The following is a 12,667-nucleotide window of genomic DNA, read 5'->3' as shown; positions in this document are numbered from 1 at the left end:
GGATCCGCGACACGTTCACCGGTCTGCGATCCGGTCGGGCGGATCGTCTACCGTTGGGCTGTGAGCATTCTCGAGACAGTGCTGATCTTCGTCGGCATCCCGCTGGTGATCTACGCGGTGATCGCCGGATTGTCGTATCTCGGTAAGCCGCTGCCCGGGGAGAAGCCGGTCCACTACAACCTCGGTGACAAGTGGACCGCCGACCCGGTGCTGTGGAGCGCGACGGACGAGGTGACCAAGTTCGGTCACGACATTTCCGCGGGATCGCATGGCAGTCATGCGGCGATCGCATCCGCCGCGTCGGATCTGATCGGAGGCCGGGCAAGTGGCAAGTTCTAACTGGCCCGCGGTGGTCGAGGCCGACCTGCCGCGCGGATACGCCGTCACCAGCAGCGGGCGCGTCTCCGGCGTGCACGAGTCCGGCGACGTGTTCAAGGAGGCGCCGTTCAGCGACACCGAGCGGCTGATCATGGACAACACGCTCACCGAGGCCACGCGCTCGACCAAGGTGCGCTTCACGGTGTACATCGGCGACCTGCGCCCGGAGCCCGCGAGCGGCGCCGACGCGCTCTTCCCGCACACCCCTGAAGCGGAGCGTTCGGTGCTCATCGCCGTCTCGCCGAACGACCGGGCCGTCGAGGTCCGCTCCGGACGTGAGGTCGCCGACCGGGTCAACGATCGCATCTGCCAGCTCGGGGTCACGGCCGCGCTCAGCTCGATGCGGCAGGGCGAGCTGATCGACGGCCTGGTCTCGGCCGTGCGCGTGATGGCAGCCGCCATCGGCCGCCCCAGCTGATTACGCTCTGAGCGGAATCAGGGGGCGCGATGGCGTGGGCGGACCTTACGCTCGGGGTATGACCGAGCAGCCGCGACTTCATTCGATCCCCGGCGGACGCGACGACCGGTCGCCCGAGGCGCCGGACGAAACGGTTCGGGAGCCGCTGTGGCGCGAGGTGCTGGGGGAGCGGTTGCGCTCGCTGCGGCAGGACCAGAGCGAGACGCTGGCGGAAACCGCCGGGCGCGCGGGGGTTTCGCCGCAGTACCTGTCCGAGGTGGAGCGCGGCCGCAAGGAGCCGTCCAGCGAGATGATCGCCGCGCTGGCGGGTGCGCTCGGCACCTCGCTCGGCGGACTCACCGAGCAGGTCGCCGGCGAATTGCGCCGCCAGCGTCGGCTGGCCCTGGCCCGGTCGGCCGCCCAGCGCCGCAGCGCCGTGCCGACCATGTTCGTGGGGGCACGCGGGCCGGTTCCCGCGGACCTCATCGAGGTGGCCGGGAAGCGTCGTCGTCGGCTCGACCTCACCCGCGCCGACGCCCCGGGCCGTCCCGCGCCCGAGCGCGGCACGGGCCCGACGCTCATGGCCCTGGCGGCCTGAGCGTTCGCCGGGTTCCACGGCGCGCCAACCTTGGCGCGTTCACACCGCATCGGCCCGCCCCAGGATGCCCGCGCGGCCCTGTGCTCATGGCGCTGACGGCTCGAGGGTTCGCCGATTCCATGGTGCGCCAATCTCTTTCGAGCTGCTCGACCGCTACGACCCTATCGGGTGGCCGCGTCCATCAACTCCCGTAGGGCCTGGCTGAGCCGGGTTTGCCTGGCCTCGGGCGTGCGGGCCTGTAGGAGCGGCAGGATCACCCGGTAGCGTCCGGTCTTGTCCAGTGCCTCGAAGGCGGCCGCGGCCTGCGGGGCGCACCGCAGTGCCGTGGCTAGGTCGGGCGGTACGGTCGCCGTTTTCTGCGACTTGTAAGCCGCCGCCCACCGGCCGTCCTCTTGCGCCTTGCGCACCTCGGCCAGGCCCGGCTCGCGCATTCGCCCGGCGGACATCAGCATCGCGACCTTGTCCACGTTCACCTGCGACCAGAGGCTCCGGGAACGGCGCGGCACGTACTTCTGCAGGTAGTACCGCTCGTCCAGCGCGCGCCGCTGCCCGGAGATCCAGCCGTAGCACAGCCCGGCGTCGACCATCTCGTCCGAGGTGATCGTCGCCAGGCCGGACGACTTCTTGGCGGCCTTGATCCACACACCCTCCCGGCGCGTGTGGTGCTCGGCCAGCCACTCGTCGAACGCCTCGGCAGTCGCGAAGGCGATGATCTCCACACCGTCGATCTCGTCCACACCACACAGGCTATCGCCGGGGTACGACAGGATATTCGCCTCCGATACCGCCGCGACGGGTCAGCCGCGCGCCCCGAGGATCTTGTCGACCAGGCCGTAGTCGATCGCGGCCTGGGCGGTGAACACTCGGTCCCGGTCGGTGTCGTGCCGCAGCGTTTCCACCTCCTGACCCGTGTGCTCGGACAGGATGGCCTCGATCTCGGCGCGCATCCGCACCAGTTCGTCGGCCTGGATGATCAGGTCCGGGATGGCGCCCCGGCCGCTGGCGGCGGGCTGGTGCAAGACGATCCGGGCGTGGCCCAGCGCGCTGCGGCGGCCCTGCGCGCCACCCGCGAGCAACACCGCGCTCACGCCGATGGCCTGGCCGACGCAGGTCGTCGCCACCGGCGACGAGATGTGCTGCATGGTGTCGTACACGGCGAGCATGGCGGGCAGGTCACCGCCCTCGCTGTTGATGTAGAGGTTGATCTCCTGGCCCGCGCTCTCGGCGTCCAGGTGCAGCAGTTGCGCGATGAGCGCGTTGGCGACACCGGAATCGATCGGGGTGCCGAGGTAGACGATCCGCTCGGTGAGCAGGTGCGAGTAGACGTCCATGATCCGCTCGCCGCGCGGATCCCGCGCGATGACATTGGGAATCGTGTAGCTGGTCATGCCGCGGCCTCCTGAAAGCGCGAGAAATGGATGCTCATGCGTCGTCTTGCGGCATCAGCGGGGCTGTGCGTGGTTACGCTCCGTTGCCGCCTCCGGACCTGTCCGCTCATGCCGTGATCCCCACGCGCTGCCGCTCCGGGATCACCTGGTGGAACGAGTCGACGATGCCGTCGATGAAGCCGTACTCCCGTGCCTGTTCCGCCGTGAACCAGCGGTCGTGCAGCGAATCCTCGTAGACCCGTTCGAACGGCTGCCCGGTGTCCTCGGCGATCAGGCCGAGCACGGTGTTGACGGTGTGCCGCAGATCGTCGGCCTGCACCTCGACCTCACCGGCGCTGCCGCCGATACCGGCCGAGCCCTGATGCATGAGGATCCGCGCGTGCGGCAGCGCGAACCGCTTGCCACGGGCGCCCGCGGAGAGCAGGAATTGTCCTGCGCTGCAGGCCAATCCGAGTGCCAGCGTCGAGACGTCGCAGGGCACCAGCCGCATCACGTCGCGGATCGCGAGCATCGACGGCACCGACCCGCCGGGGGAGTGGATCCACAGCGAGATGCCGGAGTCGGGATCCTCGGCGGCCAAGGTCAGCAGCTGCGTCGCCAGCAGGGTGCCGTTGTCGTCGTCGAGCCCCCCGTCGAGCACCAGGACGCGGCGGCTGAGCAGTTGCTCGCGGGCGCGCCAGCTGAAAAGCGGGGTCTTGTTGTCGTCAGCCATGACCCCACGGTGCCCGACCGCACCCCCGAAATCCGCCCCGCGCTGCTGTGAGCAGATCTGCCCACAGCAGCGAGCCGGGCGGGTGCGATGAGTTTCGCGGGGCCGACTCGTCGGTATCGGTGTGACTACGACCGGGAGATCGACCATGGACCCAGACCTGATCCGGACGTGGGTGTGCGCCGAACGGCTCGCTCTCGCCGACTATCTCGACGGCCTGCCCGAATCCGAGTGGTCGCGGCGATCGCTGTGTGACGGCTGGACGGTGCACGAGGTCCTCGCCCACGTCACCATGTCCAACCGGGATACGCTGTGGGGCACCATCGCCGGAATCGTGCGCGCCAGGCTCGACTGGAACCGGATGACCGCCGTGCAGGCCACCGAGCGCGCCGCGCGCTTCACCCCCGCCGAGCTGATCGCCCAACTGCGCGAAGGGGCCGACCTGCACCGCCGCGCGCCGGGGGCGGGCGTGGCGGATCTGCTGGTGGACATCATCGTTCACGGCCAGGACATCGCCCGCCCGGTCGGCCGCACCCTCCACTCTCCGCCCGAGCGGGTGGTCGTCGCGCTCGATCAGGTGCTGGGCAGCCGGTTCTACGGTGCGCCGCAACGGGTTCGCGGGATGCGGCTGACGGCCACCGATGCGGACTGGACCTACGGCGAGGGCGCGCAAGAGGTCCGGGGCCCGGTCATCGACCACCTGCTCCGGGCCACCGGGCGCCCGCTCGACGGGCCAGGGGAGGAGAGCGCCTGAAGGGCACGCCCTTCCCCTTGGCCCCGACGAGACGTTATTCGGCGTCGAAAGCCCTGGCGCGCAGGGACCGTTCGATGCCCGCCTTGCCCTCGGTGACCAGGCGGCGCAGGGCTGGTGGGTGGTCGGCGTCGAGGAATTTGTCGGCGATGGCGACCGCCTCCTCACTGATGGCCCAGTGCGGGTAGAGGCCGACGACGACGGTCTGGGCGACCTCGCTGGAGCGGCGCTCCCACACGGCGGGGACATCGGCGAAATAGCGCTCGACGTAGGGAGCCAGCAGGTCCGCCTGGCCAGCCGGGGCGAATCCGCCGACGATGGCGCGGGCGGTGATGTTGGGGACCGAATCGTCGTTCATCACCGTCTCCCAGGCGATCTGCTTCACCGGCGCCTGCGGCCGGGCGGCGGTCGCGGCGGCGGCCTGACGGCGACCGGCGGCGGTGGGATCGCGATCCAGCTCGGCGTCGATCACCGGGGTGGCGTCGTCGTCGGCGTCGATCGCCCCCGACTTGGCCAGCGCCTGCACCAGCCGCCAGCGCAGGTCGGTGTCCACCACCAGGCCCGCGAGGCCCACCCGGTCCGGGTCGCCGCTCTCGTACAGCGCAGCCAGCACCTCGACATGCTGTGGCGACAGCCGCGCGCCGGTCAGGGCGTTGACGAACGCCAGCTGGTGATCCGAACCCGGCGCCGCGGCGCGCGCCAGCTCCAGCAGGCGATCGGCGAATTCCGGCCAGCCGTTCCGCGCGGCCCACTCCGGCTCGGCGTAGCTGGCCAGCGCGGTGTGGGCCTGCATCAGAATCCGTTGCACCACACCGATTTCGGTCTCCGCGCCGATACCGCGCTGCACCAGCGCGACGAAGTCGCGGGCCCGCATCTCGGCCTGCCGGGTCATCTCCCACGCCGCCGACCAGCACAGCGTGCGCGGCAGCGATTCGGCGATATCCGCGATGCGCGCCGTCACCGTGTCCAGCGAATCCGGATCCAGCCGCAGCGAGCAGTAGGTGAGGTCGTCGTCGTTGATCAGCACCAGCTTGCCGCGCGCGACACCGACGAGATCGGGCACCTCGGTGCTCTCCGCGGCGTCGAGATCCAGTTCGACTCGCTTGGTGCGCACCAGCTTTCCGTCCTGGTCGTCATAGACGCCGACGGCCAGCCGGTGCACGCGCCGTTCGCCCGCGCCGGGCGCCGCGCCCTCCTGGACCACCGCGAACCGGGTGAACTTCCCGTCGGCGTCCACGTCGAAGTCCGGGCGCAGGGTGTTGAGCCCGGTGGTCTTGAGCCACTGCGCGCCCCAGTCGGAAAGGTCACGGCCGGAGGACTTTTCGAGCGCACCCACCAGGTCGTCGAAGGTAGCGTTGCCGTAGGCGTGCTGGGCGAAGTAGTCGCGCAGGCCCGCCAGGAACGGCTCCAGGCCGACATAGGCCACCAACTGCTTGAGCACCGAAGCGCCCTTGGCGTAGGTGATTCCGTCGAAGTTGACCTCGACCGCGGCCAGATCGGGGATGTCGGCGGCGATGGGATGGGTGGACGGCAGCTGGTCCTGCCGGTACGCCCACGACTTCTCCACATTCGCGAAAGTGGTCCAGGCGCTGGAGTATTCGGTGGCCGAGGTCATGGCCAGCACCGAGGCGAAGGTGGCGAACGACTCGTTCAGCCATAGGTCGTCCCACCACTTCATGGTGACCAGGTCGCCGAACCACATGTGCGCCATCTCGTGCAGCACCGTCTCGCAGCGGCGCTCATAGGACGCGCGCGTCACCTTGGAGCGGAACACGTAGTCCTCGAGGAAGGTGACCGCGCCCGCGTTCTCCATTGCGCCCGCGTTGAATTCGGGCACGAACAGCTGGTCGTACTTGCCGAAGGCGTACGGCACGCCGAAATTGCGGTGATAGAAGCCGAAGCCCTGCTTGGTCTCGGTGAAAAGCCGCTCCGCGTCCATGAATTCGGCGAGCGAGGCCCGGCAGTAGATGCCCAGCGGGATGCTGCCGTGATCGTCGGTGTAGGTGTCGGTCCACTTCGCGTACGGGCCCGCGATGAGCGCCACCAGGTAGGTGCTCATGCGCGGCGTGGTGTCGAACACGTGCCGGACCACTGTGCCGGTCTGGTGTGTTTCGACCGCGGCGCCGTTGGAGATGACCTCCCAGTCCTCCGGGGCGGTGACGGTGATGTCGTAGGTCGCCTTGAGGTCGGGCTGGTCGAAGCAGGCGAACATCCGCTTGGCGTCCGCGGTTTCGAACTGCGAGTACAAATAGACCTTGTCGTCGGTCGGGTCGACGAAGCGGTGCAGGCCCTCGCCGGTGTGTGAGTACGCACAGTCTGCCTCCACGGTCAGCTCGTTGTGCTCGGCGAGCCCGGTCAGCGTGAGCCCCTCGGACTCGTCGTACTCGCCGATCTCCAGCGCCACGCCGTTCAGCACCGCCGATCGCACCCCGGCCGCGACGATGTCGACGAACGTCTGCGATCCGGGCGTGGCCGTGAACGTCACAGTGGACCGCGAATGGAATGTCTCCGCCGCTACCGCCTCGGTGCTCGTGGGCTGACCGGTCAGGTCGAGCTCGACGCGATAGTTCTCCACGCTGATCGTCGCGGCGCGCGCGACCGCCTGTTCGCGGGTGAGGTTCGGTGCGGACAAGGAGACTCCTTCGCTGTTCGGAGAGCTGTGCCAAACCCACAATGCCACGTCGGTAAGCTGTGCGTCGGTCACGCCGCCGTCCCGCAGTCACGAGGAGGACAGTTGAAGCACATCCACTCCGGCAAGGTGCGCGATCTGTACGAGGACGGCGGGTCGCTGCTCCTGGTCGCCTCCGACCGCGTGTCGGTCTACGACGTGGTGCTGTCCACGCCGATTCCGGACAAGGGTGCGCTGCTGACCCAGCTGTCGAACTGGTGGTTCGAGTATTTCTCGGATGTACCCAACCATGTGCTGTCGACCACGGATGTGCCGGATGAATTCGCCGGGCGCGCGGTGCGCGTCAAGCCGCTGAAGATGGTGCAGGTCGAGTGCATCGCCCGCGGGTACCTGTCCGGTTCGGGCCTGAAGGAGTACGAGCGCACCGGCTCGGTATCCGGTATCGCGCTGCCGCCGGGGCTGCGCGAGGGCGACAGGTTGCCCGAGCCGATCTTCACGCCCACCACCAAGGCGTCCGAGGGGCACGACGAGCCGATCACCTTCAACGACGTGGTGCGGCAGGAGGGCCGCGCGGTCGCCGAGCGCCTGCGCGATCTCACCCTCGATGTGTACTCCCGCGGCGCCGCCTACGCCGCCGAGCGCGGCGTGATCATCGCCGATACGAAGGTCGAATTCGGCTGGGACGGTGACGTTCTCACCCTCGGCGACGAGGTGCTGACCTCCGACTCCTCGCGCTACTGGCCCGCCGCCGAATGGGAGCCGGGCCGCCCGCAGCACTCCTTCGACAAGCAGTTCGTGCGCGACTGGGCGACCTCGACCGGCTGGGACAAGGAACCCCCGGGCCCCGAGATCCCCGCCGACATCGTCGCCGCCACCCGGCGGAAGTACATGGAGGCCTACGAACTGATCACGGGGAACACCTGGCCGGGGTCCACCACGATCAGTTCCGCGCCTTGACCTTTCGCCATCCGCCCGCGCGATTGGTCGCGACGATGTGCCGGAACATCTCCGCCAGCGCGCGGGTGTTGATCTCGTCGTTCTCGTAGACGGCGATCGTGCGGCCGGTCGGCGGCTCACAGCGGCGCCGAGGCGTCGGCCAGGCGCTGCGGGTCGACCGGATCTCCGGCCGTGATCAGCTGCTTGATCCGATCGGTGACATCCCAGATGTTGACGTTCATGCCCGCCAGCACCCGATTCCCGGAATCCAGCCAGAATGCCACGAATTCGCGCTTGCCGGTATCACCGCGCACCACGACGGTCGCCGCCGCGCCCGGCGCGACGTAGCCGGTGTACTCCATCCCCAGGTCGTACTGGTCGGTGAAGAAGTACGGCAGCCGGTCGTAAGCGGCGGGCTTGCCGAGCATCGTGAGCGCCGCCACCGCCGGTTGGTTGAGCGCATTCGCCCAGTGCTCGACCCGGATGCGCTGCCCGAGTACCGGATGCTGCTGATCGGAGATGTCGCCGACCGCGACGATATCCGGATCGCCGGTCGCCAGGCTCTCGTCCACCAGCACGCCGCTCGCCACGGCGAGGCCCGCGTCGGCGGCCAGCTCGATATTCGGCCGCGCGCCCACCGATTGCAGCACCGCGTCGGCCTCGACGACCGTGTCGTCCTCGAGCCGGACCCCCGTCGCCCTGCCGCCGGAGGTGGTGATCTCGGCGACCCGGACCCCGCAGCGCAGGTCGACGCCGTGCGCGCGGTGCAGCTCGGCGAATACCTTGCCCATCTCGGTCCCGAGCGCGGCCTGCAGCGGCGCCTGCTCGGTCTCCAGCACCGTCACCTCGACACCGGCGGCGCGAGCGGCCGCCGTCACCTCCAGGCCGATCCAGCCCGCACCGATCACCGCCAGGCGCCGAGCCGAGCCGAACAGTGCGATCAGGGCGTCGGACTGCTCGATGGTGCGCAGTTCGTATACGCCCTGGGCGTCGGCGCCGGGGATCGGCAGGCGCCGCGGCCGCGATCCCGTAGCCAGCGCCAGCTTGTCGTAGGGCAGTGTCGAACCATCCGGCAGGGCAACGGTTTTCGAGGCTCGGTCGATCGCGGTCACGGTGGTGCCGAGCATGATCTCGACGTGGTGGTCGCGATACCACTGGGCGGGATCGATGGTGAAGTCGGCCAGCGCCTGCTTGCCCAGCAGATGTTCCTTCGACAGCGGCGGCCGCTCGTAGGGCAGCTGCTCCTCCGCGCTGATCAGCGTGAGCCTGCCGTCGAAATCGTTGCCGCGCAACGCCTCCGCGAGCTTGGCCGCGGCCAGCCCGCCGCCGACGATGACGAACCTGGAATCTGTGCTCATGAGAACCTCCGTACAACGGCGGCCAGGTCATTTCCGACCCTACTGCCCGCGGCGGGCCGGGTCGGGAAATATCCGGAAGTTTCCGTCGTTGATGAGTGTCGACGGCACCTGCGCGACGCGGTGCTGCCCCGACCTCCCGAGAGGACTCCGACGTGAGCGATATGACGACCACCCCGTCCGGCGCCAGGGACCGCGTGGACTTCTGGTTCGACCCGCTGTGCCCGTGGTGCTGGATCACCTCCCGCTGGATCCTCGAGGTCGAGAAGGTCCGCGATATCGAGACCCGCTTCCACGTGATGAGCCTGGCGGTGCTGAACGAGGACCGCGACGACCTGCCGGAGATCTACGTGGAGCTGATGAAGTCCGCGTGGGGGCCGGTCCGGGTGGCGATCGCCGCCGCCCAGCAGCACGGCGAGAAGGTGCTCGCCCCGCTCTACACCGCGATGGGCACCCGCATCCACAATCGCCGCGACGAGTACCCGCAGGAGGACCGGGGCGAGCGGCTGGCCGTGGTCATCGCCGAATCCCTGGCCGAGCTGGGCCTGCCCGCCGAGCTGGCCGCGGCGGCCGACAGCACCGAGTACGACGCGGCCCTGCGCGAGAGCCACCATGCCGGGATGGACAAGGTCGGCAAGGACGTCGGCACGCCCACCATCCACATCAACGACGTCGCCTTCTTCGGCCCGGTGCTGTCGCGCATCCCGCGCGGTGAGGATGCGGGCAAGGTCTGGGACGGCGCGGTAGCCCTCGCCTCCTACCCGCACTTCTTCGAACTCAAGCGCACCCGCACCGAGGACCCCGAATTCGACTGAGGTCGCGGGCCGACGCCCCGGGTGCACCCCGGGGCACCGACCGCCCAGGCGAAACTTCTTGCTACTTGTCCTGTGTGCTGGATGGTTGTCCGGGTGCGCCTGGCTGGTAGCCCTGCCCGCTCGGCGGTTGTCCCGGGGCGCCTGGCTGATAGCTCTGCCCGCCGGGCAGTGGGCCCTGGGTGTAGCCCGGACCGCTCATCGGCGGGTAGCTCGGCGGCGGGCCCTGGTTGCCCGGCGGGACGGGGGCGCTCGGGCGCCAGAACAGCTTGCCGTGCCTGCTGCGGTCGCGCAGGGCCCACATGCGCCAGGTCAGCACCGGATGCGAGGACATGGCATTGGCGATCCAGACGAAGAAGCCCTTCTCCCGCGCCGCCCGGTCGGCCATCTCGTCGAACCCGACCAGCGGGTGCAGCCATTTGCCGCCCGCCAGGACCCGCATCGCCCCGGGTGCGCCGAGGTGCCGGTTGCAGTAGCCGTGATTGTCTGCGGTGTACTCCTGGCTGCGGATCAGCGAATTGCCGAGGATCGGCAGGAACGGCACCAGGAACATACCCAGCTGCCGCCAGTAGGACACGTGCCCGGCCGCGATGTGCCCGACCTCGTGGCCGACGATGAACGCCAGCGCGTCGGGGTCGCGGGCCCGCCCACCCACCTCGAACATGTCGCTGTATACGACGACGTAGCGGCGGAACCCGTGCCCGGAGGCGAAGGCGTTGATCTGACCGCTGCCCATCAGGACGAAGGCGTCGGGGACGGTGGCCATCCCGAAGCGCTGCGCCGCCTCCACCACCATCCGATAACCCTCGGGAAACTGGGTGGGCGACATCTGCACCGCGTTGACCCGCTGCATCGCGTAGTTCAGGCCGCGGCCGAGGTACAGCAGCAGCGGCGCGGCCAGCAGGAGGAGCATGTAGTCGTTGATCCGGCCGACCAACAACAGCAGCAGGCTGAGCAGATAGCCGAGGACGGTGACCACGATGACGATCACCAGCAGCGGAATCTCCCAGCTGTGCCGGGCGGGCATGCCGAACGGCGACAGCCCGCGGATCTGCTGGACCACCGGCGGATGCGGTGGCGAATACGGCGTCTGCGGCGCCCAGCCGGGCGGTCCGTCCTGCGGATTCCAGTCGGGGATATCGGTGAGACCGCGGTCGGGCGGGCCCGCCGCGGGCGCCGAATGCGCTGTCGGAGGCGACGTTCTGTCCTCGGGCTGCATAGCTGCAACCCTAGGCAGTGATCGCTCGCCCTGCTGTCGCCGCCCGCGCGCATGCCTCGGCCCCGGGCGAAACGGCCCCCGAGCGCCTGACACAATGCGTGCCATGCGCGTATACCTGGGTGCCGACCATGCCGGTTTCGAACTGAAGAACGACGTCAAGGACCACCTGCAGCGAGCGGGCCACGAGGTCGTCGACTGCGGTGCCCGCGAGTACGACGCCGCGGACGACTATCCCGCGTTCTGCATCGATGCCGCGCGCCGCGTCGTCGCCGATCCGGGCAGCCTCGGCATCGTGCTCGGCGGCAGCGGGAACGGCGAGCAGATCGCCGCCAACAAGGTGCCCGGCGCCCGCTGCGCGCTGGCCTGGAGCGTCGAGACCGCCCGCTTGGCGCGCGAGCACAACAACGCCCAGCTCATGGGCATCGGCGGCCGCATGCACAGCACCGAGGACGCGCTCGCCATCGTCGATGCCTTCCTGGCCACCCCGTGGTCCGGCGAGGCCCGCCACCAGCGCCGCATCGACATTCTCGCCGAGTACGAGAAGACCGGCGAGGCCCCCGCGGTCCCCAGCTGAGCGCGGGCCGGTTCGGCTCGGCGCCGATATCGTTCGATGAGGTGGAAACAGTAGATGCCGGAAGGTCATACGCTGCATCGGCTGGCGAAGCTGCATCAGAAACGTTTCGCCGGGGGAATCGTGCGGGTGTCGAGCCCGCAGGGGCGTTTCGCCGACGGTGCCGCGCTGGTGGACGGGCGCGTTCTGGTGCGGGCCGAGGCGTGGGGCAAACACCTTCTGCACCACTACGACTCGGGGCTGGTCGTGCACGTGCACCTGGGCCTCTACGGTACGTTCACCGAATCGACCGGGCCGCTGGGTGATCCGGTGGGGCAGGTGCGGATGCGGATGGTCGGCGGCGGCCGGACCGCCGAGGCGTACGGCACCGACCTGCGCGGTCCCACCGCGTGCGAGGTGCTGCACGATCCGGAGGTGTCTGCCCTGACCGCGCGGCTGGGCCCGGACCCGTTGCGCCGCAACGCCGATCCGGACCGGGCCTGGGAGCGCATCCGGCGCTCTTCCCGGCCACTGGCCGCGCTGCTGATGGATCAGGCCGTGGTCGCGGGCGTCGGCAATGTCTATCGCGCGGAACTGCTGTTCCGGCACGGTATCTCGCCGCAGCGCCGCGGCCGCGACCTGACCGCGGACGAGTGGGGCGAGCTGTGGGCCGATCTGGTCGAGCTCATGCGGGTCGGGGTGCGGCGCGGCAAGATCGTGGTCGTGCGCCGCGAACACGACCGTGGCGCACCGTCATACGCCGACGGCAAACCCCGCACCTATGTCTACCGGCGCGCGGGGGAGCCCTGTCGCGTCTGCGGTTCGACGGTGCTGCACGCGGTGCTGGAGGGCCGAAACCTGTTCTGGTGCCCCACCTGTCAGCCCGGCTGATCCGGCGGAGCATCGGGAGGTCGGAAGTCGCGGTTGCCGACCGCCGGGCTGAGA

The 12,667-nt window shown here is 69.6% G+C and carries 14 protein-coding genes; 8 read left to right on the top strand and 6 right to left on the bottom strand.

From position 1 onward, the window contains the following. Positions 1 to 60: 60 nt before the first annotated feature. From ctaJ to ACYVLQ_RS07330, 3 genes are read left to right on the top strand one after another with little or no spacing between them, the layout of a single operon-like run. Entirely contained in the window at positions 61 to 339 is a 279-nt protein-coding gene (ctaJ, locus tag ACYVLQ_RS07340; protein WP_460696625.1) for an aa3-type cytochrome oxidase subunit CtaJ, read from the top strand. Beyond that, positions 326 to 796 (top strand): DUF5130 domain-containing protein, encoded by a 471-nt coding sequence (locus ACYVLQ_RS07335; protein ID WP_460696624.1) that lies wholly within the window; start codon positions 326 to 328, stop codon positions 794 to 796. The genes ctaJ and ACYVLQ_RS07335 overlap by 14 nt, the downstream gene beginning before the upstream one ends. A 58-nt stretch (positions 797 to 854) precedes the next feature. After that, positions 855 to 1,373, top strand: a complete 519-nt coding sequence (locus ACYVLQ_RS07330; RefSeq protein WP_460696623.1) for a helix-turn-helix domain-containing protein — start codon at positions 855 to 857, stop codon at positions 1,371 to 1,373. Positions 1,374 to 1,534: 161 nt separating this feature from the next. On the opposite strand, the gene ACYVLQ_RS07325 is transcribed toward ACYVLQ_RS07330, so the two are convergent. From ACYVLQ_RS07325 to ACYVLQ_RS07315, 3 genes are all read right to left on the bottom strand, one after another. After that, positions 1,535 to 2,110 (bottom strand): YdeI/OmpD-associated family protein, encoded by a 576-nt coding sequence (locus ACYVLQ_RS07325; RefSeq protein ID WP_460696622.1) that lies wholly within the window; start codon positions 2,108 to 2,110, stop codon positions 1,535 to 1,537. Positions 2,111 to 2,170: 60 nt separating this feature from the next. Continuing rightward, positions 2,171 to 2,761, bottom strand: coding sequence for a ClpP family protease (locus ACYVLQ_RS07320; RefSeq protein ID WP_068023943.1), 591 nt, complete (start codon positions 2,759 to 2,761; stop codon positions 2,171 to 2,173). Between the two features lie 106 nt (positions 2,762 to 2,867). Further along, entirely contained in the window at positions 2,868 to 3,473 is a 606-nt protein-coding gene (locus ACYVLQ_RS07315) for a ClpP family protease (RefSeq protein ID WP_460696621.1), read from the bottom strand. A 145-nt stretch (positions 3,474 to 3,618) separates the two neighbouring features. On the opposite strand from ACYVLQ_RS07315, the gene ACYVLQ_RS07310 reads away from it, so the two are divergent. Further along, complete coding sequence (locus tag ACYVLQ_RS07310; protein ID WP_460696620.1) at positions 3,619 to 4,224, top strand: maleylpyruvate isomerase family mycothiol-dependent enzyme; 606 nt, start codon at positions 3,619 to 3,621, stop codon at positions 4,222 to 4,224. Between the two features lie 34 nt (positions 4,225 to 4,258). Here the strand turns inward: ACYVLQ_RS07310 and pepN are convergent, their stop codons facing one another. Beyond that, positions 4,259 to 6,853 carry an aminopeptidase N gene (pepN, locus tag ACYVLQ_RS07305; RefSeq protein ID WP_460696619.1) on the bottom strand — a complete coding sequence of 865 codons (2,595 nt, stop codon included), beginning with the start codon at positions 6,851 to 6,853 and terminating at the stop codon, positions 4,259 to 4,261. Positions 6,854 to 6,955: 102 nt separating this feature from the next. Here pepN and ACYVLQ_RS07300 point away from each other — a divergent pair, with 102 nt between their 5' ends. Continuing rightward, the gene (locus tag ACYVLQ_RS07300) at positions 6,956 to 7,807 is read left to right on the top strand and encodes a phosphoribosylaminoimidazolesuccinocarboxamide synthase (RefSeq protein ID WP_460696618.1); all 852 of its coding nucleotides are present in this window, start codon (positions 6,956 to 6,958) and stop codon (positions 7,805 to 7,807) included. A gap of 116 nt (positions 7,808 to 7,923) precedes the next feature. On the opposite strand, the gene ACYVLQ_RS07295 is transcribed toward ACYVLQ_RS07300, so the two are convergent. Next, positions 7,924 to 9,144 (bottom strand): NAD(P)/FAD-dependent oxidoreductase, encoded by a 1,221-nt coding sequence (locus tag ACYVLQ_RS07295; protein WP_460696617.1) that lies wholly within the window; start codon positions 9,142 to 9,144, stop codon positions 7,924 to 7,926. Between the two features lie 161 nt (positions 9,145 to 9,305). Here ACYVLQ_RS07295 and ACYVLQ_RS07290 point away from each other — a divergent pair, with 161 nt between their 5' ends. Next, positions 9,306 to 9,956, top strand: a complete 651-nt coding sequence (locus tag ACYVLQ_RS07290) for a mycothiol-dependent nitroreductase Rv2466c family protein (protein WP_460696721.1) — start codon at positions 9,306 to 9,308, stop codon at positions 9,954 to 9,956. 61 nt (positions 9,957 to 10,017) lie between these two features. Here ACYVLQ_RS07290 and ACYVLQ_RS07285 read toward each other — a convergent pair whose 3' ends face one another. After that, positions 10,018 to 11,172, bottom strand: a complete 1,155-nt coding sequence (locus ACYVLQ_RS07285; RefSeq protein WP_460696616.1) for a M48 family metallopeptidase — start codon at positions 11,170 to 11,172, stop codon at positions 10,018 to 10,020. A 103-nt stretch (positions 11,173 to 11,275) separates the two neighbouring features. On the opposite strand from ACYVLQ_RS07285, the gene ACYVLQ_RS07280 reads away from it, so the two are divergent. Both ACYVLQ_RS07280 and ACYVLQ_RS07275 read left to right on the top strand, forming a co-directional pair. After that, on the top strand, positions 11,276 to 11,746 hold the full coding sequence (locus tag ACYVLQ_RS07280) for a ribose-5-phosphate isomerase (protein ID WP_460696615.1): 471 nt from the start codon (positions 11,276 to 11,278) through the stop codon (positions 11,744 to 11,746). Between the two features lie 54 nt (positions 11,747 to 11,800). Then, the gene (locus tag ACYVLQ_RS07275) at positions 11,801 to 12,613 is read left to right on the top strand and encodes an Fpg/Nei family DNA glycosylase (RefSeq protein ID WP_460696614.1); all 813 of its coding nucleotides are present in this window, start codon (positions 11,801 to 11,803) and stop codon (positions 12,611 to 12,613) included. Positions 12,614 to 12,667: the final 54 nt, after the last annotated feature.

The sequence above is a fragment of the Nocardia thraciensis genome, assembly GCF_054782435.1.
Note: the sequence above shows the minus strand (reverse complement) of the source record. Positions and strands in the feature narration are given on the sequence as shown.